The sequence below is a fragment of the Leisingera sp. M658 genome (assembly GCF_025144145.1).
GTDB lineage: Bacteria > Pseudomonadota > Alphaproteobacteria > Rhodobacterales > Rhodobacteraceae > Leisingera.
Genome location: NZ_CP083546.1, coordinates 1,869,129 through 1,893,772, shown reverse-complemented (window position 1 = coordinate 1,893,772; position 24,644 = coordinate 1,869,129). Strand labels below are relative to the sequence as shown.

At 60.4% G+C, this 24,644-nt stretch carries 21 protein-coding genes and 1 tRNA gene; 13 read left to right on the top strand and 9 right to left on the bottom strand.

Going from position 1 to position 24,644, the window contains the following annotated elements; translation table 11 throughout:
• Nucleotides 1–33 precede the first annotated feature (33 nt).
• Nucleotides 34–1,299, top strand: coding sequence for a glutamate-5-semialdehyde dehydrogenase (locus tag K3724_RS09460; RefSeq protein WP_259992131.1), 1,266 nt, complete (start codon nucleotides 34–36; stop codon nucleotides 1,297–1,299).
• 63 nt (nucleotides 1,300–1,362) lie between these two features.
• Here the strand turns inward: K3724_RS09460 and K3724_RS09455 are convergent, their stop codons facing one another.
• Nucleotides 1,363–1,959 carry a histidine phosphotransferase family protein gene (locus K3724_RS09455; protein ID WP_259992129.1) on the bottom strand — a complete coding sequence of 199 codons (597 nt, stop codon included), beginning with the start codon at nucleotides 1,957–1,959 and terminating at the stop codon, nucleotides 1,363–1,365.
• 34 nt (nucleotides 1,960–1,993) lie between these two features.
• On the opposite strand from K3724_RS09455, the gene K3724_RS09450 reads away from it, so the two are divergent.
• The 5 genes from K3724_RS09450 to tsf all read left to right on the top strand — a co-directional run bounded on the left by K3724_RS09450 (nucleotide 1,994) and on the right by tsf (nucleotide 5,792).
• Nucleotides 1,994–2,176 carry a DUF3553 domain-containing protein gene (locus tag K3724_RS09450; protein ID WP_259992127.1) on the top strand — a complete coding sequence of 61 codons (183 nt, stop codon included), beginning with the start codon at nucleotides 1,994–1,996 and terminating at the stop codon, nucleotides 2,174–2,176.
• A gap of 107 nt (nucleotides 2,177–2,283) precedes the next feature.
• Nucleotides 2,284–3,045 carry a GNAT family N-acetyltransferase gene (locus K3724_RS09445; protein ID WP_259992125.1) on the top strand — a complete coding sequence of 254 codons (762 nt, stop codon included), beginning with the start codon at nucleotides 2,284–2,286 and terminating at the stop codon, nucleotides 3,043–3,045.
• Entirely contained in the window at nucleotides 3,042–3,872 is an 831-nt protein-coding gene (locus K3724_RS09440; protein WP_259992123.1) for a 1-acyl-sn-glycerol-3-phosphate acyltransferase, read from the top strand. Before K3724_RS09445 ends, K3724_RS09440 begins: the two co-directional genes overlap by 4 nt.
• 188 nt (nucleotides 3,873–4,060) lie before the next feature.
• The gene (gene rpsB / locus K3724_RS09435) at nucleotides 4,061–4,837 is read left to right on the top strand and encodes a 30S ribosomal protein S2 (RefSeq protein ID WP_259992121.1); all 777 of its coding nucleotides are present in this window, start codon (nucleotides 4,061–4,063) and stop codon (nucleotides 4,835–4,837) included.
• A gap of 79 nt (nucleotides 4,838–4,916) precedes the next feature.
• The gene (gene tsf, locus K3724_RS09430; RefSeq protein ID WP_259992119.1) at nucleotides 4,917–5,792 is read left to right on the top strand and encodes a translation elongation factor Ts; all 876 of its coding nucleotides are present in this window, start codon (nucleotides 4,917–4,919) and stop codon (nucleotides 5,790–5,792) included.
• Between the two features lie 515 nt (nucleotides 5,793–6,307).
• Here tsf and K3724_RS09425 read toward each other — a convergent pair.
• On the bottom strand, nucleotides 6,308–7,063 hold the full coding sequence (locus tag K3724_RS09425) for a LuxR family transcriptional regulator (protein ID WP_259992117.1): 756 nt from the start codon (nucleotides 7,061–7,063) through the stop codon (nucleotides 6,308–6,310).
• The gene (gene aroQ, locus K3724_RS09420) at nucleotides 7,060–7,509 is read right to left on the bottom strand and encodes a type II 3-dehydroquinate dehydratase (protein ID WP_259992115.1); all 450 of its coding nucleotides are present in this window, start codon (nucleotides 7,507–7,509) and stop codon (nucleotides 7,060–7,062) included. Before aroQ ends, K3724_RS09425 begins: the two co-directional genes overlap by 4 nt.
• A 335-nt stretch (nucleotides 7,510–7,844) precedes the next feature.
• Here aroQ and K3724_RS09415 point away from each other — a divergent pair, with 335 nt between their 5' ends.
• Nucleotides 7,845–9,056 carry a serine hydrolase gene (locus K3724_RS09415; RefSeq protein ID WP_259992607.1) on the top strand — a complete coding sequence of 404 codons (1,212 nt, stop codon included), beginning with the start codon at nucleotides 7,845–7,847 and terminating at the stop codon, nucleotides 9,054–9,056.
• A gap of 69 nt (nucleotides 9,057–9,125) precedes the next feature.
• Nucleotides 9,126–9,989, top strand: coding sequence for an acyl-CoA thioesterase II (locus tag K3724_RS09410; RefSeq protein WP_259992605.1), 864 nt, complete (start codon nucleotides 9,126–9,128; stop codon nucleotides 9,987–9,989).
• Nucleotides 9,990–10,297: 308 nt separating this feature from the next.
• On the opposite strand, the gene K3724_RS09405 is transcribed toward K3724_RS09410, so the two are convergent.
• The 5 genes from K3724_RS09405 to pdxH all read right to left on the bottom strand — a co-directional run bounded on the left by K3724_RS09405 (nucleotide 10,298) and on the right by pdxH (nucleotide 16,550).
• Nucleotides 10,298–13,942 carry a vitamin B12-dependent ribonucleotide reductase gene (locus tag K3724_RS09405; protein WP_259992113.1) on the bottom strand — a complete coding sequence of 1,215 codons (3,645 nt, stop codon included), beginning with the start codon at nucleotides 13,940–13,942 and terminating at the stop codon, nucleotides 10,298–10,300.
• A 726-nt stretch (nucleotides 13,943–14,668) separates the two neighbouring features.
• Nucleotides 14,669–14,745: transfer RNA gene (locus tag K3724_RS09400), tRNA-Pro, on the bottom strand.
• Between the two features lie 43 nt (nucleotides 14,746–14,788).
• Complete coding sequence (locus K3724_RS09395; RefSeq protein WP_259992111.1) at nucleotides 14,789–15,226, bottom strand: DUF192 domain-containing protein; 438 nt, start codon at nucleotides 15,224–15,226, stop codon at nucleotides 14,789–14,791.
• A gap of 43 nt (nucleotides 15,227–15,269) precedes the next feature.
• The gene (locus K3724_RS09390; RefSeq protein ID WP_259992109.1) at nucleotides 15,270–15,809 is read right to left on the bottom strand and encodes a cold-shock protein; all 540 of its coding nucleotides are present in this window, start codon (nucleotides 15,807–15,809) and stop codon (nucleotides 15,270–15,272) included.
• Between the two features lie 135 nt (nucleotides 15,810–15,944).
• Nucleotides 15,945–16,550: a pyridoxamine 5'-phosphate oxidase gene (gene pdxH, locus K3724_RS09385; protein WP_237454514.1), complete on the bottom strand. Its 606-nt coding sequence runs from the start codon at nucleotides 16,548–16,550 to the stop codon at nucleotides 15,945–15,947.
• 132 nt (nucleotides 16,551–16,682) lie between these two features.
• On the opposite strand from pdxH, the gene fabI reads away from it, so the two are divergent.
• The 5 genes from fabI (at nucleotide 16,683) to trpE (ending at nucleotide 22,893) form a co-directional block, all read left to right on the top strand.
• A complete protein-coding gene (gene fabI, locus K3724_RS09380) occupies nucleotides 16,683–17,486 on the top strand; it encodes an enoyl-ACP reductase FabI (protein WP_129370933.1) in 804 nt (267 codons plus the stop codon).
• A gap of 72 nt (nucleotides 17,487–17,558) precedes the next feature.
• The gene (gene gpt / locus K3724_RS09375; protein WP_259992104.1) at nucleotides 17,559–18,062 is read left to right on the top strand and encodes a xanthine phosphoribosyltransferase; all 504 of its coding nucleotides are present in this window, start codon (nucleotides 17,559–17,561) and stop codon (nucleotides 18,060–18,062) included.
• A gap of 168 nt (nucleotides 18,063–18,230) precedes the next feature.
• On the top strand, nucleotides 18,231–19,406 hold the full coding sequence (locus tag K3724_RS09370; protein WP_259992102.1) for an aminotransferase: 1,176 nt from the start codon (nucleotides 18,231–18,233) through the stop codon (nucleotides 19,404–19,406).
• A 118-nt stretch (nucleotides 19,407–19,524) separates the two neighbouring features.
• The gene (locus K3724_RS09365) at nucleotides 19,525–21,366 is read left to right on the top strand and encodes a peptidylprolyl isomerase (RefSeq protein WP_259992101.1); all 1,842 of its coding nucleotides are present in this window, start codon (nucleotides 19,525–19,527) and stop codon (nucleotides 21,364–21,366) included.
• Nucleotides 21,367–21,381: 15 nt separating this feature from the next.
• Nucleotides 21,382–22,893 (top strand): anthranilate synthase component I, encoded by a 1,512-nt coding sequence (gene trpE, locus K3724_RS09360; RefSeq protein WP_259992098.1) that lies wholly within the window; start codon nucleotides 21,382–21,384, stop codon nucleotides 22,891–22,893.
• Nucleotides 22,894–22,979: 86 nt separating this feature from the next.
• Here trpE and K3724_RS09355 read toward each other — a convergent pair whose 3' ends face one another.
• Nucleotides 22,980–24,497, bottom strand: a complete 1,518-nt coding sequence (locus tag K3724_RS09355; RefSeq protein ID WP_259992096.1) for a divergent polysaccharide deacetylase family protein — start codon at nucleotides 24,495–24,497, stop codon at nucleotides 22,980–22,982.
• Nucleotides 24,498–24,644 lie beyond the last annotated feature (147 nt).

Here is a 24,644-nt window from a genome sequence, read left to right as displayed (position 1 = left end):
TGCCATAAAAGGACCGGCAAGGGCGCGAGACACATGAAAGACAATGAAAACATTCCCGCCGTGATGGCGGAGCTTGGCAAACGTGCAAAGCAAGCGGCGCAAATCCTGGCCACGGCCAGTGCCGAGCGCAAACATGCCGCCTTGATCGGCGCAGCCACGGCGGTTTGGACCCGCCGGGCTGAGATCATCGCCGAGAACGTCAAGGATCTGGAGTTCGGCCGGAACAAAGGCCTGTCCGACGCGATGATGGACCGGCTGATGCTGGACGAGCCCCGCATCCAGGGCATCGTGGACGGTCTGCGCGCGGTGGCAGAACAGCGCGATCCGGTTGGTGAAGTGATGGAAGAGTGGGAACAGCCCACCGGCCTCAAGATCCAGCGCGTCCGCACGCCGCTGGGGGTGATCGGGGTAATCTATGAAAGCCGCCCGAATGTGACGGCGGATGCCGGCGCGCTGTGCCTGAAATCGGGCAATGCGGTCATTCTGCGCGGCGGTTCGGAAAGCTTTCATTCCTCTCAGGCGATCCACGCCTGCCTGGCTGAAGGCCTTAAATCCGCCGGCCTGCCCGAAGACGCCGTGCAGCTGGTGCCGACCCGCGACCGGGCGGCGGTGCAGGAACTGCTGACGATGACAGACTATGTCGACGTCATTGTACCCCGCGGCGGCAAGGGCCTGGTGGGTCTGGTCCAGCGCGAGGCCCGGGTGCCGGTCTTTGCCCATCTTGAAGGCATCGTGCATATTTACCTCGACAAATCCGCCGACCCGCAAAAAGCACTGGATGTGGTGCTGAACGCCAAGACCCGGCGCACCGGCATCTGCGGCGCCGCGGAATGCCTGCTGGTCCATCAGGACATCGCAGAAACGCTGGGTAAAGCAGTGTTGGAAGCGCTGGCATCCGCCGGCGTGGAAATCCGCGCTGAGGCCGGTCTTCCCGGTCCGAGTGGTATGATTGCTGCCAGCTCCGAGGACTGGGGCAAGGAATATCTGGATTCCATCATTGCAGCCAAACAGGTCGCCGGCATTGACGAAGCAATCCAGCACATCCGCACCCATCATTCCCAGCACACCGACTGCATCATCACCGAGGATGAGGCTGCGGTTCAGAAGTTCTTTGCTGAACTCGACAGCGCGATCCTGATGCACAATGCCTCGACCCAGTTTGCCGACGGCGGAGAGTTTGGCATGGGCGCGGAAATCGGGATTGCTACCGGCAAGATGCACGCGCGGGGTCCGGTCGGCGCCACTCAGCTGACCAGCTTCAAATACCTGGTGCGCGGCGACGGAGCCACCAGGGCCTAATCGGTAACAAATGCAAAACGCCGGGCCAACCGCCCGGCGTTTCTTTGCGATAGTTGCTGCAGATCAGAACTGCAGCGTGATCTTTTCCAGGCTCTGCTCCAGCCGGACGGTGCGGTCTGCTTCCTTGGCGGCCTCGGGGAGCAACGCAAATTGCACCAGCGCCGGCGTGATCTCGGCATTTGAATTGCCGCCGCTGACCCGCGCCCACAGCTCGTCATCCACGTTCAGCTTGCGGCCTTCGCCCATTACCGTCCATTTGCCGCCGGCGCAGAAAATCTTAACTGTGCCGCCATAGGGCAGGGCGGATTCCAGGCACAGTGCCGCCAACAGGGACAGGCGCGCCTCGCTGCGGGTGCAGCCCTCCAGCGGCGACCATTGGTAATTGATCCGACCGCCCTTGCTGATGTCCTCCAACACCGAAATCAACTCGGCCCGGCCCATCTGCTGGTCGCCGGCAGCGCCAAAGGCGATACGGAAAAAACGGATACGGGCATTGGCATTTGCAACGCTGTCTGAGATCAGCTCCAGCTCGGGGCCGGACATGCTGCCAGCCATTCCAAGCAGTTCCAGACCGTTGTTTATGGCACCGACAGGGCTGATCAGATCATGGCAGATCCGGGACCCTACCAATGCAGCCAGATTGGCGTTATCTACACCCATAACTTATACTTCCTCCGAACTGGGCCACCCGCCAATGAATGACCTCAACGCAATTTTAGCCCCCGGCATGTTCGTCCGGCACCCGGATCACCCTGAATGGGGCATCGGGCAGGTGCAGTCGAACGCGGGCGGCAAGATCACCGTTAATTTCCCCGACCAAGGCAAGCTTGTGATTGACGGAGCGCGCGTCTCCCTTATTCCCGTCTTTGATCCATAACGGTTTATGAAGAGTTAACGAACCCCATCTAATTCGCCTTAAATGCTGCGCGTTCTTTGCCTTAATACAGGGATGCGCTCAAGCCTGATCGACGCAAAGGTGATCGAATGCAAGACAGCCCGCCGGAATTTTCCGTCAAGATTGCAGAAACAGACGCAGAGCTGCGCGCCGCGCAGGCCCTGCGGTACGACGTATTTGTGCGCGAGCTTGGTGGTGGCGGCGCGATGGTGGACCATGATGCGGGGCTGGAGCGGGACAGGTTCGACCCGTTCTTTGACCACATGCTGGTGATAGATGACACTAGGGGCATGGTCGTCGGTGTCTACCGGCTGCTGCGCGATGACCAGGCCGCGAAAGCCGGGCAGTTTTATTCCGAGGATGAATATGACCTGACCGTGCTGCGGTCGTCCGGCCGCAAGCTGCTGGAGCTGGGACGCTCTTGCCTGCATGCGGATTACCGCGGCGGCATGGCGATGTTCCACCTTTGGTCCGGGCTGGCAGACTATGTGGAGACCCATGGTATCGAGGTTCTTTTCGGGGTCGCAAGTTTTCACGGCACTGATACCGCTGCGCTGGCCAATCCGCTGGCTATGCTGCACCACAATCATCTGGCGCCGCCCGAGCTGCGTGTGCGGTCAAAAGCGTTTCAATCCATGAACTTGGTACCCGCAAGTGATCTGAACCGCAAACATGCGATGGTGGAAACCCCTGCGCTGATCAAAGCATATCTGCGGCTGGGCGGATATGTCGGCGACGGCGCCTTTGTCGATCAGGCCTTCAACACCACCGATGTGTGCTTGATCCTGGACACCGCGCAAATGAACGACCGCCAGCGCAGGATTTATGCCGGAGGCAAGGGCCGGAAATGAGCGTCAGCTGGCAAAGTGAAGAGGCGCCGGATCCGGTGCGGATCAGCGCCTTGGGCTGGTTTCTGGTGCTGCTGCGCGGGTTGCCGCTGGCGGTGCTGGTTTTTGGCGGGCTGCTGGTTTTGCTGGCCCTGCGGCTGATTGAACGGCCGGTATTCGGCTTGCAGCGGCCGGCCACGCCGTTCATCACGCAGTTTGTCTGCCGCAATGCCTTTCGCATTCTGGGGATCCGCTTCAAAACCCGCGGAACGCTGATGCGTCAAAATGGGGCCGTGGTGGCCAATCATGCCTCCTGGCTGGACATTTTTGCCCTCAATGCGCGCAAGCGGATCTACTTTGTCTCCAAGGCGGAGGTTGCCAATTGGCCGGGGATCGGCTGGCTTGCGCGGGCCACCGGCACCGTCTTTATCGAACGCAATCCCAAGAAAGCCAGGGAACAGGCCGACATGTTTGAACAGCGCCTGCTGGCCGGCCATAAGCTGCTGTTTTTTCCCGAAGGCACCTCTACCGATGGTTTGCGGGTTTTGCCCTTTAAAACAACGCTCTTTGCTGCGTTCTTTTCTGAGAAACTGCGCAAAGATCTGCATATCCAGCCTGTTTCGGTGCGCTACCGCGCGCCCAGTGGCGCCCCGGCGCGGTTTTATGGCTGGTGGGGAGATATGGATTTCGGACCGCATCTTCTTAAGATCCTGGCAGCGCCGCGGCAGGGCCAGGTGGAGCTGATTTACCACCAGCCTTTGAAGGTTGCGGATTTTGTGGACCGCAAAGCGCTGGCTGCGGCCGCAGGGCAACTGGTAAAAGACGGCCACCTGAGCGCTTTGAAGGGTTGAAAAATCAGGCGGGAACCGGTTTCTTCCGGATCCGCTATTGTCAGCTGACAATTTCTGCTCTATGAGCGCGCCTACGAACCCGCAGGCGGGGTTTGGCCTGATCAGGGGAGACATCCCTGACGGACCCCCGGTTGGAGCATTTGCTCTGAACCCCCGCCGAGGATTGAAACCGGAAAGGATATAATAGCATGGCTCTTCCTGAGTTCACCATGCGTCAGCTGCTTGAAGCTGGCGTACACTTCGGCCACCAGACTCAGCGCTGGAACCCGCGCATGGCACCGTTCATCTACGGTTCGCGCAACGGCATCCACATCATGGACCTGACCCAGACTGTTCCGATGCTGGACCAGGCGCTGCAGGTTGTCCGTGACACCGTTGCCAAAGGCGGCCGCGTCCTGTTCGTCGGCACTAAGCGCCAGGCAGCCGGCCCGATTGCCGAAGCGGCTGAAAAGTCGGCTCAGTACTTCATGAACCACCGCTGGCTCGGCGGCACTCTGACCAACTGGAAAACCGTTTCCCAGTCGATCAACCGCCTGAAGGAAATCGACGAGAAAATGGCGGGCGGCGCCGAAGGCCTGACCAAGAAAGAGCGTCTGGGCATGGAACGCGACCAGGAGAAGCTCGAAGCGTCTCTGGGCGGTATCCGTGATATGGGCGGCGTGCCGGACCTGCTGTTCGTCATCGACGTGAAAAAAGAAGCGCTGGCCATCGCCGAAGCCAAGAAACTGGGCATTCCGGTTGTGGCTATTGTCGACACCAACTGCTCCCCCGATGGCGTGGACTTCATCATTCCGGGCAACGACGACGCATCGCGCGCCATCTCGCTGTACTGCGACCTGGTTGCCCGCGCAGCACTTGACGGCATGTCCGCTCAGCTGGGTGCCGCAGGCGTTGATCTGGGCGCGCTCGAAGAAGCGCCGGCCGAAGAAGCCGTGGCTGAAGAAGCCGCTGCTGCTGACGCCTGATCCGTCCCGTCACGGAACTGACATGCGGGGCAGGGTATCACCTGCCCCAAATCTGTTTTTGAATTGAGGAGAGCCTAAGATGGCAATCACTGCTGCTATGGTGAAAGAACTGCGCGAATCCACCGGCGCAGGCATGATGGACGCGAAGAAAGCCCTGGTCGAAAACAACGGCGACATGGAAGCCGCGGTTGACTGGCTGCGCACCAAAGGCCTGGCCAAGGCTGCCAAGAAATCCGGCCGTACCGCCGCAGAAGGCCTGGTTGCCGTGATCGTCGAAGGCAACAAAGGTGTTGCCGTCGAAGTGAACTCGGAAACCGACTTTGTTGGCAAGAACGCTGAATTCCAGGCAATGGTCGGCGGTATCGCCAAGGCTGCCCTGGGTGTTTCGGACGTCGAAGCGCTGAAAGCGGCTGACATGGGCGGCAAGACCGTTGCTGACACCATCACCGACAAGATCGCCACCATTGGCGAAAACATGTCGGTCCGCCGCATGGCCGCGCTGGAAGGCGAAACCGTTGTGTCCTATGTGCACAACGCCGCCACCGCAGGCATGGGCAAAATCGGTGTTCTGGTTGCCATGAACGGCGGCGACGCCGCGATCGGCAAGCAGATTGCAATGCACATTGCAGCTGCCAACCCCGCCGCGCTGTCCGAAGCAGACATGGACGCCGCTGTGGTTGAGAAGGAAAAGCAAGTTCAGATGGACATCGCCCGCGAATCCGGCAAGCCGGAGCAGGTGATTGAAAAGATGATCGTTGGCCGGATGAAGAAATTCGTCGCGGAATCGACCCTGCTGAACCAGCAGTTCGTTGTGAACCCGGACCTGACCGTGGAAGCCGCAGCCAAAGAAGCAGGCGCAACTATCACCGGTTTTGCCCGCGTTGAAGTCGGTGAAGGCATCGAAGTCGAAAAAGAAGACTTTGCAGCCGAAGTCGCCAAAGCCGCACAGGGCTGATCCGGGCCAATTCGGGCTGTTCAGTTTTACGCTTTAATTCAAGAACCGGCAGGGATTTCCCTGCCGGTTTTTTTGTGCGCATCGGCCCGCACAAACTGAATGCGTTGCCCAGCGGTTGACCGGATCTTTGCATTTATGAAGGAACGGAGACCGCAAAAGGGATGTGAGGGACCCCACTGATGGGGATGGGCGAGGCCCCTCTGTATCCGGAACAGACGCAGAACAATACGCGTCTGTCCCTGACCAGGTAGGAGAGCCTTGAAATCACAAGGGTCGTTACCCATTAGTTCCTAGGCTAAAGCCACCACTCACGGAACAGGGGCAACATGCAGAAAATCAACCTATAACGGTAGTATAGAATTCCATACCTCTTACGGCTTAGTTCAGGCCGGGCGGGATTGAAAAACCGGTTGAATTTCCGCCGCTTGCAAGCGATCAAAGACGGCGGGGCGAAATCTGAAATTGACGCCACCGCGGCGGCAGCACGGCCCGGTCATCTGCAGTCAAGCGGCTGCCTAGGCATCCATGACATACATCTGATTGTGCAACGCCGCCTTCAAAACAGCCTGGGCGGTTGTCTCGACAGAAAGCGATTCCCTGGCAAGGCGCAGGTGTTTTTCAATCGTCGCGGGTGTAAGTTCCATCAGAAGTGCAATGTCCTGAGTGGTTTTGCCATCGCCAACCCATTGCAGAACCTCCCGCTGCCGTTTGGTAAGGCTGCGGTTAGGTGCCATGTAGGGCAGGGTGAGGATTTTCAGATGGGCGACATTATTCATAAGCACGATGTCATCGCCCGACTTCTGCCACAGCGCATCTACCGCATCCTGAGACATGCCCCGCTTTGCAGCCAGCGATATGGCGCCCTTGTAGCGGGGAGAAGCAGAGTAGAAACTGACGGTATAACCGGCATTCATGTCGAGCTTCTGATTGAACTCATGCACTCTTTGGGCTTCGGGCCCAAGCGTCCCGCCGGCAATCATGTCCTGCACAATGCGCCAGCTGCCGGCGCCTTCATTGTCCAAGGCCCAGCGAAGCATCGGCGCATGGAAGTACAGCCCCTTATGCAGGAAACCGTTCAAATACTCACTGTTGTGGTTGGACAGGATAACAAAATCATCCGGATCCCCCAGCGACGTTTCCGTCTTGTAACGGGTGTATCCGTAGATCAGCCGGTCGAACCCGAACCTGGACATTTGCCGGACATGCCCGTGCCACAGATCTTCCAGGCTTTGAGCGCCGCAAATGAAATTCAGGTAATCCTTTACCTTCATGCTGTTGCAGCCATTTCCAAATGTGCCTTCAACGCATCCAGCGCCAACAGATATCCCTGTACGCCAAAACCGCAAATCTGCCCCAGCGCCGCCTTGGCGATATAAGAGGTGTGCCGGAACGGCTCGCGTGCATGAATATTGGAGAGATGCACTTCAACGGCCGGGATCTCTACGGAAATCAACGCATCCATCAGGGCAACAGACGTGTGCGTATAGGCGCCGGCGTTCAGGATGATCCCCTGATGCTGCCCCTTGGCCGCATGAATAGCATCAATCAACGCCCCTTCATGGTTCGACTGGAAGCAGCTGACCGTGACCCCGAGTTTCTGACCATGATCGGCGCAGGCCTGCTCGGCCATCGCCAGGGTGACCGAGCCATAGACCTCCGGCTGCCGGGTGCCAAGCAGGTTAAGGTTGGGGCCGTTCAATACCAGAATGCTCGTCATCGGATCCGTTTCCTTTTCGTCCTTCCCTTTGAACTTCTAAGACAAATTTATTGCAAATGCGAACACGCAAACGCGTATAAATTGGAAAAATTCGAATTTTGGAATTTACTGAACCCGCCGCCGCAAGCGTTTGCGCGGCACTCAATTCCAGCCCATTTCCAAATTGAGCGTTTCTATTTCCAGTCAGCACAGTCATCGGGGCCTTTGAATTTCATTCTTCTGTATTCCGGCACCTGCGCCCCGATGCCTGAAATGCAACGTCTGCCGGCTCGTCTCCTTTAGAACGGCAGTATACAGTCCGGATGGAAGAGGCAGAGCAGTACGAGGGCACAGCGATGAGATCAGACCGGCTGGAACGCATCAGGCGCTGGCAGCAACGCTATGTGGATGAAGGGAAATATCCGGGAAGCGCCCTTTTGATCCGCCGCCGCGGCGAGGAACAGTATTTCCACGCGGCCGGCCTGCGCAACATCGAGGAGAACCTGCCATTCACCCGTGACACGCTGGTGCGCCTCTATTCGATGACCAAGCCAGTGACGTCTGTGGCTGTGATGTCTCTGCTGGAACAAGGGCTGTTCCATCTGGATGCGCCTGTCAGCGATTTCCTTCCGGAATTCATTGACATGCAGGCGCTAGTACCCGGAGCCACCCAGATCAGCCAGACCAAACCCTGCGCTGCTCCGACACTGCACCAGCTGCTGACCCACACCAGCGGGCTGAGTTACCCGTTCAACCCAGGTGTTCTGCCGGAAGCCATGGCCAAGGAAGATTTGCTGTTCAAGCCCGACCACGGATCACTTGCCCCGATGGTGACCCGGCTTGCCGGGCTGCCGTTGGCCTTCCAACCCGGAACCCGTTGGGAATATTCCGTTGCGACTGATGTGCTGGGCCGCGTAGCAGAGGTTGTTTCAGGCAAATCTCTGGGCCGGTTCTTGCAAGAAGAAATCTTTGAACCGTTGGAAATGACTGAGACCGGGTTCCAACCGCCCAGCGGGGCAGGGAGCCGGTTTGCCTCTCTCTATACGCCGTTGGCGGGTGACGCCATGGCGCTGAATTCCGCAGAGACCGGCGCCGACAGTCTGCGCTTGACAGATAGTTTCCCGCACTCTCCGTTCTGGCAGGCTGAAATGCACTCCGGCGGCGGTGGATTGATCGGCACAATTGATGATTACATGAAATTCACCGAAATGCTCCGGCGCCGCGGCCGCAGTCAAAGCGGCATTATCATCAACTCGCAAACCGCTGATTTCATGATGCAAAACCACCTTACAGGTGACATTGCCTCAATGGGCCCGCAAAGCTTTGCCGAACAGCCGATGGAGGGCATGGGTTTTGGCCTAGGCGGCGCTGTTGTTCTGAACCCGGCACGGGCGCGGTGCCCCGGATCAGTTGGCGACTTCAGCTGGGGCGGCATCGCGTCAACGTTCTTTTGGCTGGACCGGCAGCTTGATGTGTCGGTGGTGTTTTTGACCCAGCTGGCGCCTTCCAGTTCATACCCGGCACGGCCGGAACTCAAGGCGCTGATCCATGGCGCCATAGCCGAGTGATTTCCAACTGCCGCAGTTCCAGCTAAGATAAGCGTTCTGCATCAGAAAAGACCAATGAAAGCGCTGCACATGCCGGATACTGCCAAAGTTCTCCTTGATCTGCTGGATCTGGAAGAGCTTGATACAAATCTCTACCGCGGATCCGGTTCCGGCGGCGAAACACCGACCCGCATCTATGGCGGCCAAGTGATCGCACAGGCGCTGACGGCAGCATATGCAACTGTTTCCGGACGCTTATGTCATTCTCTTCACGCGTATTTCATTCGCCCGGGCGACCCATCGAGACCGGTCATTTACGAAGTTGACCCAGCACGGGACGGCCGCAGTTTCACCACCCGGCGGGTTGTGGCAATGCAGAACGGCAAGCAAATCCTGAATCTGGCGTCATCCTTTCATGCACCGGAACATGGCTGGGAGCATCAGCACCAAATGCCGGATGTTCCAACGCCGGCCGCGCTGGAGCCGCGTGACAAAATCCTCCTGCGCAATGCATTCCGGGTGGATCCGGCCAAACGCGATGAATTCACTAGGCCGCGGCCATTCGAGATCCGCGAAGTTGCGCCGCGGGATCCGTTGGAGCCGGAAAACACATCTGATATCAATCATATGTGGATCAGAATGGAGGCAGCCAAAGGCGCCGGTCCTGAGCTGCAGCATATCCTGATGGCTTATGCGTCTGACTTTGGCTTGCTCGGATCGTCGATGCGGCCGCATGGGCTGACGTTTCACAAACCCGGCGCCATGACCGCAAGCCTGGACCATGCAATGTGGTTTCATGCACCGGTTCAATTCGAGAACTGGCATCTTTACACAATGGATGCACCGTTCACCGGCAGCGGCCGTGGCTTCAATCGTGGATCTATTTACACGGAAGACGGCCAGCTAATCGCCAGCGTCGCGCAGGAAGGTTTACTGCGTCCGGCAAGGGGTTGAGAATTATATGTTTAATCTACGCTACGGTGGTCTGTTGATGAGTGTCAATTTAACATAATTCTCATTATGAGGTCTACCGATACAGTAAACAGCCCGCCCGCAGTCAAGAAAATGGCTTCCCCTGAAAACAGAGGAAGCCAGTTATCACCGGTCAGGCTCCTTCATTGACTGCCCGAAAGTTTTCTTACCTGGGCCTTCCCGGTGTTCAGAACGGGCGCACCCATTCCTGATAGCGCTGGAAGCAGTATCACCGCTTCCAGTATCCGTCTGCGCCACCGAGGGAAAATCAGAGACGCAGACGGTGTTCTTCAGCTGCAGCCGGAGGTTCCGCCGCAGGTGTTGCACTTCATACAGGTGCCGTTGCGGACCAGCGTGTAGTTGCCGCATTCGCCGCAGGCCTCGCCCTCGTAGCCCTGCATTTTTGCCTTGACGCGCGCATCCATTCCGCCGCCGGGCTGCACAGGCGCATCACCGGTCTCTGGCACCAGCGATTGCAACGCGGCAACCGGATCAGTTCCAGTTCCCAGTGCCGATACTTCGGTCTGGCCGCCTTGCAGGACCACCAGTTCCTGCGGCAGCCGTTTGCGCAAATAGCCGGTCGAAGAGATCTGCTTTAGCACCTCCAGCGACCGCGAGGCTGCGTTTTCACTCAGCTCGCTCAGGTTCGACACGCCTTCTTCTTCGCCGCGGCCCAGGTCGTCAAAGCTTGCGCCCTCGGGCTTCACATGCGCCAGATCGGTACGGTCCAGATAGCTGACGGCCAGTTCGCGGAACACGTAATCAAGGATCGAGGTGGCGTTCTTGATCGAGTCATTGCCCTGGACCATGCCGGCGGGCTCAAACTTGGTGAAGGTGAAGGCGTCGACAAACTCCTCCAGCGGCACGCCGTATTGCAGGCCGACCGACACCGCGATGGCGAAATTGTTCATCATCGCCCGGAAGCCTGCGCCTTCCTTGTGCATGTCGATGAAGATCTCGCCCAGGTTGCCGTCCTCGTATTCGCCGGTCCGCAGATAAACCTTGTGACCGCCGACAACTGCCTTTTGGGTATATCCCTTGCGCCGCTGCGGCATCTTGGTGCGGTGCGATTTCAGCACCTCCTTGATGATCACTTTCTCGACGATTTTTTCGGCAAGAACCGCTGCCTTCTCCTGCGGCGCGCCGCTCTCCAGAACTTCTGCCGCGTCGTCGTCATCCTCAACCAGTGCCGCCGCCAGCGGCTGGCTCAGCTTGGAGCCGTCACGGTAAAGCGCATTGGCCTTAACCCCCAGGCTCCAGCTCAGCTCATAGGCCTTCTGGCAGTCCTCGATGGTGGCCGAATTCGGCATATTGATGGTTTTGGAAATTGCGCCGGAGATAAAGCTTTGGGCGGCTGCCATCATGTAGATGTGGCTGTCAACGTTCAGGAAACGCTTGCCTTTTTTACCGCAGGGGTTGGCGCAGTCAAAGATCGCATAGTGTTCTTGCTGCAGATGCGGCGCGCCTTCCAGGGTCATGGTGCCGCAGACGTGGTCGTTGGCCGCGTCAATGTCCGCCTTGGTAAAGCCCAGGTGGCGCAGCAGGTCAAAGGTCGGATCATTCAGCTTGGGCGCAGGGATGCCCAGCACACCGGTGCAGAAATCTTCGCCCAAGGTCCACTGGTTGAACACAAACCGGATGTCAAAGGCCGATTCCAGTGCCGCGTCCACCTTGGCCAGCTCATTGGGGCCAAAGCCGTGGCCAGCCAGCGAGGTGTGGTTGATGCCCGGCGCGTTACCGATAGAGCCATGGCCAACTGCGTAGGATGCGATTTCTTCAATCTGGGCAGAGCTGTAGCCCAAACCCTCCAGTGCAGAAGGAACCGAACGGTTGATGATTTTGAAGTAGCCGCCGCCGGCCAGCTTCTTGAACTTCACCAGGGCGAAGTCAGGCTCGATGCCCGTCGTATCGCAATCCATCACCAGGCCGATCGTGCCGGTGGGTGCAATGACTGTGGTCTGGGCGTTGCGGTAACCGTGCTTTTCGCCCAGCTCCAGCGCCTCGTCCCAGGCGCTGGCGGCCAGATCAGCCAGCAGCGCGTCCGGGCAGTTGGAAATATCCAGCGGCACCGGGGTGACCGACAGTGCCTCGTAGCCGTCCGCGTTGCCCATTGCAGCGTTGCGGTGATTGCGGATCACACGCAGCATGTGGTCTGTGTTTTTTGCATACCCCGGGAACGGCCCCAATTCCGCGGCGATCTCGGCCGAGGTGGCGTAGGACACGCCGGTCATCAGCGCGGTCAACGCACCGCAAAGCGCCCTGCCCTCATCCGAGTCATAGCTGTAGCCCATGTTCATCAAAAGGCCGCCGATATTGGCATAGCCCAGACCCAGCGTGCGGAAATCATAGGAGCGCTGCGCGATTTCCTTGGACGGGAACTGCGCCATCATCACCGAGATTTCCAGTGTCAGCGTCCACAGGCGGCAGGAATGCATGAAGTCATCCGCCTGGAACAGCCCGTCCTTCAGGAAGGTCAGCAGGTTCAGTGACGCCAGGTTGCAGGCGGTGTCGTCCAGGAACATGTATTCCGAACAAGGGTTTGAGCCGCGAATCTCACCGTCTTCCGGGCAGGTGTGCCACTCATTCACGGTGTCGTGAAACTGGATGCCCGGATCGGCGCAGGCCCAGGCCGCATGGCCGACCTTCTCCCACAACTCGCGGGCCTTCACCACTTTGGCGACCTTGCCGTCGGTGCGGTTGATCAGCTGCCAGTCGGCGTCTTTTTCAACCGCGTGCAGGAAGGCGTTTGTCACCCGGATCGAGTTGTTGGAGTTCTGCCCGGAGACAGAGCTGTAGGCCTCGGAGTCCCAGTCGGTGTCATAAGTCGGGAACTCGATCGAGGTATGGCCCTGCTTGGCGTAATCCAGCACCCGCTTGACGTAGGTTTCCGGGATCGCCACCTTTTTGGCCTCGCGGATCGCGACCTTCAGCCCGGTGTTGACTGCCGGGTCATAAGCATCCGCTTCACCGCCGTCCCAGCTGCGGATCGCCTCGAAAATGCCGTTCAGCATCTTTTCGTGCATCTTGGACCCGGCGACGATGGAGGCAACCTTTTGCTCCTCCAGCACCTTCCATTCGATGAACTGCTCGATGTCCGGGTGATCCGCGTCCACGATCACCATTTTTGCTGCTCGACGGGTTGTGCCGCCTGATTTGATGGCGCCCGCCGCGCGGTCGCCGATTTTTAGGAACCCCATCAGGCCCGAAGACTTGCCGCCGCCGGACAGCGGCTCGCCTTCGGCACGCAGATGGCTGAAATTGGTGCCGGTGCCGGAACCGTATTTGAACAGGCGCGCCTCGCGCACCCACAGATCCATGATGCCACCGTCCTTGACCAGATCATCCGAGACCGACTGGATGAAACAGGCGTGCGGCTGGGGATGCTCATAGGCGCTGTCGGACTTGGTCAGCTTGCCGGTCTTGTAATCGACGTAGTGATGGCCCTGGGCCGGGCCGTCGATGCCATAGGCCCAATGCAGGCCGGTGTTGAACCATTGGGGGGAATTGGGGGCGGAACGCTGGGTTGCCAGCATATAGCGCATCTCGTCGTAAAAGGCGCGGGCGTCCTCCTCGGAGGAGAAGTAGCCGCCCTTCCAGCCCCAATAGGCCCAGGCGCCGGCCAGACGGTCGAACACTTGCTTGGAGGAGGTTTCCCCGCCCAGCACTGCGCCGTCCGCAGGGACCGAGCGCCACAGGAACTCAGGAACGCCTTTTTCGCGGACTTTCTTCAGCCGCGACGGCACGCCGGCCTTGCGGAAATACTTCTGGGCGATGACGTCGCTGGCGACCTGGCTCCAGGATGCGGGAATTTCGATGTTGTCGAGCCGGAAAACAATGGTCCCGTCCGGATTGCGGATCTCCGATGTGGCCGAGAGAAAGGCCAGATCAGCATAGGCATCCTGTCCGGGTTTGGTGAACTTCCGTTCGATCTTCATGCTCAGCCCCTTTTCAAGCATTCGTCGTCTATTTGCCGCGGCGCCCCCAAGCGCCAGTCAGATCCGGTCACGGAAAACACAAACACCCGTCGCACGCCGCATATAGCGCGCTTGCGGCCCTCGCCGGCCATTCTCACAGGGCTGTCTGTTGTTTTCAGCGTTGTTGCTTCGGCTCTGTCACCCACCAGATCTAGTGCCGTCGCAACCGGTGTCCACAATTTGGCGTATTCGGACACTAAGGGTCAACGGCAAATTTACACTTTGGCAACTATCTTTGCTGTTGACGGTTTCCGCGGATTGCAGGGTCTGCGGCGGGGCGTTGATTCATCCACAGGCCCTGTCCCGTTCAATGTCTTCGGACTGCGCTGCTGCCTGTTCGGATTTCCTTTGACGGGTGAGTGACTTGCTGCCTTGCAGAAGGACAGCGGCCGTACCGGCCAGAGGTGATGGCTGTGTAAAACCATGCAGCTGCACTGGCTGAAAACAGGGTGCACAGCTTAGAAGCGATTTTTTGTGGCTTCCTGCCACGGGCCTTCGGACAGCCAGCCTCCGATTAACTTTTTGATGCGGCTCAGCGGCAATTGGTTAAGGGTGTCTTAACAGTGCGTTAAGAAAGCAATAGCACCCCCGATTGAACTGCGCAGTTTCAGTTCACCAAATACGGGAAGCGAATCTTTGCCCCGGGTTTTACCCGGCAAAGATTCGCTGCAACTTATTGAAGAAGTATGGTCGGGGCGGCGAGATTCGAACTCACGACCCCCTGTACCCAAAACAGGTGCGCTACCAGACTGCGCCACGCCCCGGACCGTGCGCCTTCCTATCTCTGCCAAACTGATTTGGAAACCCCTAACAGGGCCAAACTGCGCCGCTGAGGGAAAAAATTTCATGGCGCATCTGCGAGCCTGCCGCGATACCGTATTTGCGGGCAAGCCCGCCGTTGATTTCCAGCACTGCAAAGACAGCGTCCCCCCCCGGAATCGGGGTCAGATCGCCAGGCACGGCGTTCTCGTGAACCGAGGTCACCAGTCCGTGTTCATTCAGAAAAATGATATCGAGCGGGATCAGAGTATTCTTCATCCAGAACGCCGCAGGCTGCGGGCTGTCATAGACAAACAGCATCCCTGCCCCGCGCGGCAGGTCTTCGCGGAACATCAGCCCTTGGGCCCGCTCCGCCTCTGTAGCGGCAATTTCAACGGTAAATCCCGCCTGCCCCCAGTCGCCGCGAAGATCGGCCTGTGCAAGCTGGCAGTCAGACGCCAGCGCGGTGCCGGCGATAAAAGTCATGCAGGCGCCCAAGCTCCAGTGAAGCAGGCGCCGCATCACAATCTCAGTCCTCGTCGCCGGGGAGCATCGCAGCCTCCCAGGCCAGCACTTCTACCGCCATGCGGCCGCGTTTGCCGTCGATCACCCGCATTGCCAAGGCTTCCCCCGGCTGCAGATCCGCCAGCCCGGACTGCCGCAGCACTTCGACATGCAGGAAAATATCCTCGCCGCGGCCAAAGACATTGGCAAAGCCGAACCCTTTGCCCTTGTCGAACCATTTGACCCGGGCAGGCTCCAGCGGTTCGTTCTGCAGGCTGGTCATGTCCAGTTCGGCAAAATCGCTTAGCACCGGAGTATCATCACGTTCGGGCGGCTGAATGGAGATCACTTCAACGGCCTGGACACCGCGGTCGGTCTGATGGGTGACAATCTCGATCCTGGCGCCGTCCGCGACAGAGCTTTGGCCGAAATTACGCAATACATTCACGTGGAGCAGAATGTCCGCGCCGCCCTCGTCAGATACGACAAATCCGTATCCTTTGGCGGGATCGAACCACTTCACCAGCCCCTGGATTTGCTGCAAGCTGCTCAGATCTTCTGCCACGTACTTTTCCCTACCGCGTTTTTTTTATTTTGATGGTGCCCTGATGCGCGATTCTGACCTTGGATTTCAAGCTAAAAAGTCTAGAAATTGTCATGAAATTACTCTTGACCCTAGGTAAGCCTTTGCCATTTCCGCTCATGGATTAAGCCGCAGGATTTCCCATTCTGCAGCTGCATTCTTGCGGCGCCAGCGAAACCGGTCATGCAGCCGGAATGCGCCATCTGCCCAAAATTCTATCTCAACCGGCACCAGGCGGAAACCGCCCCAGAACGGCGGACGGTCCGGGTTCGGACCCTTCATGGCTGTGACCTTTGCCACCTCGGCCATCAGCGTGCCGCGGCTGTCCAGCGGCTGTGATTGCTTTGAGGCCCAGGCCCCCAGCCGGCTTTTGAGCGAGCGGGACTTGTAGTATTCATCCGCCTGCGGCCCGTCTTCGCGGGTGATCGTGCCGCGCACCCGGATCTGGCGGCGCAACGATTTCCAATGCACCACAAAGGCAGCCTTGCCGGCCTGATCCAGCTCCTGCGCCTTGGCGCTCTCGTAATTGGTGTAGAACACAAAGGCGCCGTCTTCGATTTCCTTAAGCAGAACCATGCGGCTGTTCGGCAACCCGGTCTCATCCACCGTGGCGAGGGCAATGGCGTTGGGATCGTTGGGTTCGGCCTGTTCCGCCTCTCCCAGCCAGGACCGGGCGATGGCAAACGGATCGTCACCTGCAAATATACCTGTACGGTCGGTCATCGGGCACCTCTTTGCGGATTTGGCAGCAACCTATGCAGCTTCCGGCGCCGCGACAAGGGCGTGCACCCTTGAAGCGGCCCGCGCGGCATACTAAACACCCTCTAATTCACAGATCACAGGCGGAGAACCTGCATGTCTAATCACCTGATGGCCGGCAAGCGCGGCCTCATCATGGGCCTGGCCAATGACAAATCCATCGCTTGGGGGATTGCCAAGGCCTGCGCCGATGCCGGCGCCGAGCTTGCCTTTTCATATCAGGGCGACGCACTGAAAAAGCGGGTCGCCCCGCTGGCGGCGCAGCTGGGCAGCGATATCGTGCTGCCGTGCGACGTCTCGGACGAAGCGTCCATTGACGCCTTGTTCGCCGGGCTTGAGGCCAAATGGGGCAAGCTGGACTTTGTTGTCCACGCCATCGGCTTTTCCGACAAGAACGAGCTGCGCGGCCGCTATGTCGACACCAGCCGCAGCAATTTCCAGATGACCATGGACATCTCGGTATTCTCGTTCACCGCGGTGGCAAACCGTGCTGAGAAGATGATGAGCGAGGGTGGCTCGCTGCTGACCCTGACCTATTACGGTGCCGAGCAGGTGATGCCGCACTATAATGTGATGGGTGTAGCCAAGGCGGCGCTGGAGGCTTCGGTCAAATACCTGGCCGAGGATCTGGGCAAGGACGGCATCCGCGTCAATGCAATCTCGGCCGGCCCGATCAAGACCCTGGCCGCCTCGGGCATCGGTGATTTCCGCTACATTATGAAGTGGAACGAGTACAATTCACCGCTGCGCCGCAACGTGACCACTGATGACGTCGGCAAATCCGCGCTTTACCTTCTGTCCGACCTCAGCTCGGGCGTGACTGGCGAGAACCTGCATGTGGATGCCGGCTATCACGTGGTGGGCATGAAGGCGGTGGATGCGCCGGACATCTCCAAGTAACTGAAAACATGGACGCCCGGACCGCTGTCCGGGCTCCGGCAAGCTGACGCGACTTTGCGGGGAGCAAATAACATGACCGATCGTCTGCCGCACGAAAAGGGCTTTCACATCAGCTGGGACCAGATCCACCGCGACAGCCGCGCCCTGGCCTGGCGGCTGGACGGGCAAGGCCCTGATGAAGGCGCATGGCGCGCAGTCGTGGCGATCACCCGCGGCGGCATGGCGCCGGCGATGATTGTCAGCCGCGAGCTGGACATCCGCACCGTGGATACCATCTCGGTGCGGTCCTACCATCACCAGTCCCAGGGTGAGGCCGAAGTGCTGAAGGCCCCGGATGCCGGTCTGATGGGCGATGGCGAAGGGATCCTGATCATCGACGATCTGGTCGACAGCGGCAAAACCCTGGATCTGGTGCGCCAGCTGTACCCCAAGGCGCATTTTGCCACCGTCTATGCCAAGCCCAAGGGGCGGCCGATGGTGGACACTTTCATCACCGAAGTCAGCCAGGACACCTGGATTTTCTTCCCCTGGGACATGGCGCTGCAATATGTGGAGCCCTATCGCGGCAAGGATTGATCCCGCCCGGACAGAAAGAATTTAAAGGCGCGCGTTACAGCGCGCCTTTTTCTTTGGCCATGGCGGCACCAGCCGTTACCGCTTGAGCTGTCCATGCCGCCGTGCCAGACATGTGCCGGCGCCCGGTCCGGCGCACCTGACATTATCTGCTGCCGCCCGGAGCCTTTCATGCCCCTTCCCCGCACCCATGCCACCTTTGTCTCGCCCATCGTCGAATCGCGCCGCTGGGTGGCCGGGGTTGAATTCCCGCCAGAGCGCCCGCTGCTGAATGTCAGCCAGGCCGCGCCGGCAGAAGCGCCGCCCCAAGGTCTGCGCCAGGCACTCGCGGATGCTGCGCTCAATGACGTTGAGGCGCATTTATACGGGCCCGTTCTGGGCAATGACCCATTGCGCAGGGCGCTGGCGCGGCAGATCTCCGGCCACTACCAGGCAGACGTGCGGGCAGAGCAGGTTGGCATCACCTCCGGCTGTAACCAGGCCTTTGCCGCTGCGATTGCCGCGCTCTGCGGCGAGGGGGATGAGGTGATCATCCCCGTGCCCTGGTACTTCAACCACAAGATGTGGCTGGACATGGCCGGCGTCACTGCCGTGCCGCTCCCGGTTGGCGGCGGAATGCTGCCAGAGCTTGCCGCGGCTGAGGCGCTGATCAGCCCACGCACCCGCGCCATTGTGCTGGTCACTCCGAACAATCCCTGCGGCGTGGAGTACCCTTCCGGGCTGGTGCAGGCTTTCTTTGATCTGGCCCGCGCCAGGGGCATTGCCCTGATCGTGGACGAAACCTACCGCGATTTTGACAGCCGCGAAGGCGCCCCGCATGGGCTGTTCCAGCAGGACGGCTGGGACCGGACCCTGATCCACCTCTATTCCTTCTCCAAGGCTTACCGGCTGACCGGCCACCGGGTCGGCGCTGTTGCTGCTTCGCCGGATAAGATGTTCGAAATGGAGAAGTTTCTAGACACCGTCACCATCTGCCCTTCGCAGCTTGGCCAGGCTGGCGCTCTTTGGGGGATTGAAAACCTGCAGGACTGGCTGGCCGGAGAGCGGCAGGAAATCCTTGACCGCCGCGCAGCAATCGAAGACGGGTTTCCGGTTCTGGCCGCCAAGGGCTGGAAGCTGCTCGGTTGCGGCGCCTATTTTGCTTATGTCGCGCATCCGTTCGACCTGCCGTCCGGGGAGGTCGCCAAACGGCTGGTGTCAGAGGCTTCTGTTCTTATGCTGCCGGGCTCCATGTTCATGCCCGAAGATGATCCGGCCGGCGCGCGCCAGTTCCGCATCGCCTTTGCCAATGTGGACCGGACAAGCATCCAGACGCTGTTTGACCGGCTGGCCGCCTTTAATCCCTGATCACGCAGCAGTTTGATCCGCAACCATCTTGCCCCTCTGCGGGCAGCCGCGTATTCAGTCAGCGGCATTTCCCGCTGCAAGGCGACCCCTTGCACGGCAGAACAATAAAGAGGGCATCATGGCCGCAGGCATGAAAAAGCTATCCAAAACCTTTGTCTGGATCCTGATGGGGATGCTGATCGTCGGCCTTGCCGGATTTGGCGCGGTAAATTTCACCAGCTCCGCCTCCTCGGTTGCCAGTGTCGGCGACGAGGAAGTCAGCATCGGCACCTATGTGCGCGAATTGCAGCGCGAGCAGCGCGGCCTGCAGGCGCAAACCGGCCAGGCCATCTCCATGGCGCAGCTCAGCGCCTTTGGTCTGGACCGGGTGGTTCTTGGCCGCCTGATCTCGCTGGCCGCGCTCGATCACGAGGCGAAGGGCCTGGGCCTGTCGATCGGTGACGAAAACCTGATCGAAGAACTGGGCGCCATTGATGCCTTCCAGGGCGTGAACGGTGCCTTCGACCGCGAAGCCTATAGTTTTGCCCTTCGCAACGCAGGCCTGTCTGAAAAGGAATTCGAGGACGATCTGCGCCGCGAAGCCGCCCGCACCATCGTCCAGAACGCGGTTCTGTCCGGCACTGAAATGCCGGGGATCCTGACCGAAACCCTGACCGGTTTCATCGGCGCGCGCCGCAGCTTTTCCTATGTGCAGATCAATGCCGCTGACATTGCCCTGACCGCCCAGGTTCCTGCGGATGCCGAACTGCAAACCTTCTACGAGGCCGCACAGGACCAGTTCATGCTGCCGGAAACCAAGGTGATCACCTACGCCGCGCTGCGCCCCTCGATGCTGCTGGATGAAGTGGAGATCGACGAGGCCGCCCTGCGCCAGCTGTTCAATGACCGCTCCAGCCAGTACCAAGTGCCCGAGCGCCGTCTGGTGGAACGCCTGGTGTTTGCCGATGACGATGCTGCTGCCAGCGCCAAGGCACAGCTGGAAACCGGCGGTGCGACGTTCGAAAGCCTGGTTGATGCTCGCGGCCTGACCCTGCAGGACATTGACATGGGCGACGTGACCATGGGCGCTCTCGGCGCCGCAGGCACCGATGTGTTTGCCGCCCAGGTCGGCGATGTGGCCGGCCCCCTGCCCTCGGATCTTGGCCCGGCACTGTACCGTGTGAACGGCCGCTTGGAGGCACAGATCACCACCTTTGAACAGGCGACGCCGGAGCTGCGCGAGGAACTGGCCTCAGACCGCACCCGCCGTCTGGTAGAGGCCCAGGCCGAAGACATCGACGACCTTCTGGCCGGTGGTGCTACGCTCGAAGAGCTGGCAACCGAAAGCGGGCTGGAGCTGGTTCAGATCCATTGGACAGACAATACCAGCGATGGCATCGCCGCTTATGAAGGCTTCCGCACCGCCGCCGCCGCCGTCACCGCCGAGGACTTCCCGGCTGTGGACTTTCTGGACGATGGCAGCCTGTTCGCCCTGCGCCTGGACGAGGTTCTGCCGGAACGTCCGGAACCCTTTGCCGATGCCAAGGACAAGGTCCTCGCCGCATGGCAGGCCGACCGCCTGACCACCGCGCTGCGTGAGCAGGGCGAGGCGCTGCTGGCCCAGGCTAAAACCGCTGGCAGCTTTGCCGAAGGCGCAGAGGTCAAAACCGAGACTGGCCTGACCCGCACCGCCTACATCGACACAGTACCGGCGGACCTGGTCACCCAGGTGTTCGAAATGGAGGTCGGAAACTTCCGCCTGGTGCAGGATGCGGAGTCAGCCGTGGCCGTCCGCCTTGACGGTATCCTGCCGCCAGAAGCCAGCGAAGACATGAACCTGCTCACCCAGGCTTTGCAGGCGCAGCTGGACCAGGCGCTGGCACAAGAGCTGTTCCAGGCCTTTGTGCAGGACGTCCAGGCCCGCGCCGAACCCCGTGTCGACCAGCAGGCGCTGAATGCAGCGCAGGCAAACTTCCAGTAATCAAGGCAAGCACCCATGGCTCTGACCCCCGATTTCGACACATTCTCCACGGCGTATGAGGCCGGTAAGAACCAGGTCGTCTATACCCGCCTTGCCGCCGACCTCGACACGCCGGTGTCGCTGATGCTCAAGCTGACCGGCGCCCAAAAGGATGCCTTCATGCTGGAATCCGTCACCGGCGGCGAGGTGCGCGGGCGCTATTCGATCATCGGCATGAAACCGGATCTGGTCTGGCGCTGCCATGGGGAGCAGTCCAGCCTCAACCGTTCGGCCCGGTTTGATGCGGATGACTTCACCCCGCAGAACGGCAACCCGATGGACAACCTGCGGGCGTTGATTGCCGAAAGCAGGATCGACCTGCCAGACGATCTGCCGCAGGCTGCGGCCGGCCTGTTCGGCTACCTTGGCTATGACATGATCCGCCTGGTTGAGCACCTGCCGGATGTGAACCCCGACCCGCTCGGCCTGCCCGACGCGCTGATGCTGCGCCCCTCGGTGATTGCCGTCCTGGACGGGGTCAAGGGCGAGGTCACCGTGGTGTCGCCGGTCTGGTCCAGCGACGGCCAGACCGCCAAGGCCGCCTATGCCCAAGCCGCCGAGCGGGTGATGGACGCGGTGCGCGATCTGGAACGTGCCATGCCTGCCGAAAGCCGCGATCTGGGTGACGCGGATGAGGTCGCACCGCCCGTGTCGAACTTCACCAAGGACGGCTACATGGCCGCGGTGGAGAAGGCCAAGGACTACATCCGTGCAGGCGACATCTTTCAGGTGGTGCCGGCACAGCGCTGGACGCAAGCCTTCCGCCAGCCGCCTTTCGCGCTCTACCGCAGCCTGCGCCGCACCAACCCGTCGCCGTTCATGTTCTACTTCAACTTCGGCGGCTTTCAGGTGGTGGGCGCCAGCCCGGAAATCCTGGTCCGCGTGTTTGGACAAGAGGTCACCATCCGCCCGATCGCAGGCACCCGCCCCCGCGGCGCCACGCCCGAAGAGGACAAAGCGCTGGAAGCAGACCTGCTGGCCGACAAAAAAGAACTGGCCGAGCATCTGATGCTGCTGGATTTGGGGCGCAATGACACCGGCCGGGTCGCCAAAATCGGCACCGTGCGTCCGACCGAGAAATTCATCATCGAGCGTTACAGCCATGTAATGCACATCGTCTCAAACGTCGTGGGTGAGCTGGCAGAGGACAAGGATGCGCTCGACGCCTTCTTTGCCGGGATGCCCGCAGGCACCGTCTCCGGCGCCCCCAAGGTGCGGGCGATGGAAATCATTGACGAGCTGGAGCCGGAGAAACGCGGCGTCTACGGCGGCGGTGTCGGCTATTTCTCGGCAGGCGGCGACATGGATATGTGCATCGCGCTGCGTACCGCCATCGTCAAGGATCAGACCCTCTATATCCAGGCCGGCGGCGGCGTGGTCTATGACAGCGACCCAGAGGCGGAGTACATGGAGACCGTCCATAAATCCAATGCCATCCGCCGCGCGGCAGCGGACGCTGCCCGTTTTACCGGCAACGGCAACCGCTAGGACTTGCAGTGCAGGACTGCGCTGCGGCTTCTTTCTGGTTCAAAATACCCTCGCCGAAGGCACGGCGCCCGCCTTGGGCGCCGTTTTCACTTAGCCGGCAGGTTTGCTTCCAAACTGGCCGAGACCGGCGCCAGTGCAATCCGGGCAGCCCGGTCCTGCAGGCCCCAGATCAGCAGCGCTGAAATCGTATCCGGGCGCAACCGTCCCAGCATGATCACCGCGCCTTCCTGCCCGGCCCGGAACGCCGCCTGATCCAGAAACCGCCGGATCGACCGCGGGTTTTGACCGGCGCCGTCAAAGTCGCGGAACACAACACCGGCCGGCACGCCGTCGCGCAGCGCCAGTTTCTGCACCGTGTTCAACCCGCTGTCCTGGGTCACCAGCCCATAGCCGGCCGAGGCCGCAACTGCTGCAACCTGATCCGCCAGCGCCCGGTTGCCCTGCACCCCGGTCCCGATCCCTTCGAGGATCGCCATGGCTTCCGGCAGTTTGCCGCGCCAAACCTCCAGCGCGGTCTCCGCGTCCTGCGGCGACGCAGATCGCGGCAGATCCGCCAGCATCAGAACCTCGAACCCCGCCGCCCTGCGCGCGGCCATCTTGGATGCAGCCTGCGGGTCTTCCGGATCAATGGCAAAACTCAACGGATAGGGGAATTCCGCCAACGCCTCGGCCCCGACCGCCCCCTCGTCGTCGATCAGTACAATCGACATCAGCGGCCGGTCTTCCGGATTGTCAAAAGGTTCGGCATAGGCGGTAAACGGCGGCTGGCCGGATACCCCCGCAGTGGTAAACCCGGCGTCCTGCGGCTTGTCCCGGTCAGTCAGCGGAACAACAGGTGTGCCGATGCTTGGTGCCAAAGCCTCTTGCCCTGCAACCGCAGATTCCGGAACAGTTTCGCTGTCAGAAATACTCTCACCTCTGTCGCTGCCAGCCTCTGGCAGAACCGGTGCCGCACCGATTACCGGCAGCGTGATTGCCTGCGGCGCGCTGCCGATATCCGGCGCCAGAACAGCAGCGGACTCCGGTGTCTCAACCGGAACCGCCTTGGCCTCAGGCTGCGCAGACTCTGCCGTATCCTCTTGTGCATTGCCGGGCGCCTCGGGCGCGGGTTCCGGTGCTGGTTCAGTGGCGGCTATTACGGCAGCCTCAGCGCCCGGGGCCGGCGGCGCCGCCGGCTGAACGGCCTGCGGCAGAGGCGCATCTGGCCCCTTTGCCAAACCGGGTGCTGCCGCCGTTTCCGGATCGCCGGAAGCGATAAGCGCCGCTGACTGCCCGACCTCAGGTTTGCCGGCCGGCGCGGTATCCGCCCCTGCAAGCGCGTTCAGGTCATCGCTGCCACCGGTTTCGGCCGGCGCGGCCGGCTGTGCCTCAACAAGATCTGCATCACGTCCCTGGCTGCTGGCGGGCGCTCCGGCGGCGTCCGTGGCGGCGTCCGCGCCGCCGTTTGGCATCTGCGGCGCATCGCCAGGATCATGTGCGGCAGGTGCCGGCACCGCTGCGGTATCAACACTGCTGTCCGGCAAGGGCACCGACAAAGACAGCATCGCCAGCCCGCCCGCGGCCAGCAATGCCCCAACACTCACGCCGCCCAGAAATCCACGCATGCCTGTTTTGCCTCTCAATCCGTTTTCGGTGCCGTGCCTTACCAGCGTGCCTGAGCGAACCCTGTTTCTGTTCACTCCGGCATTCGCCTATCCTGCCCTTGACGCTGCCCCGTATCCCTGAACATGTATGTTTCGACCACTATACTG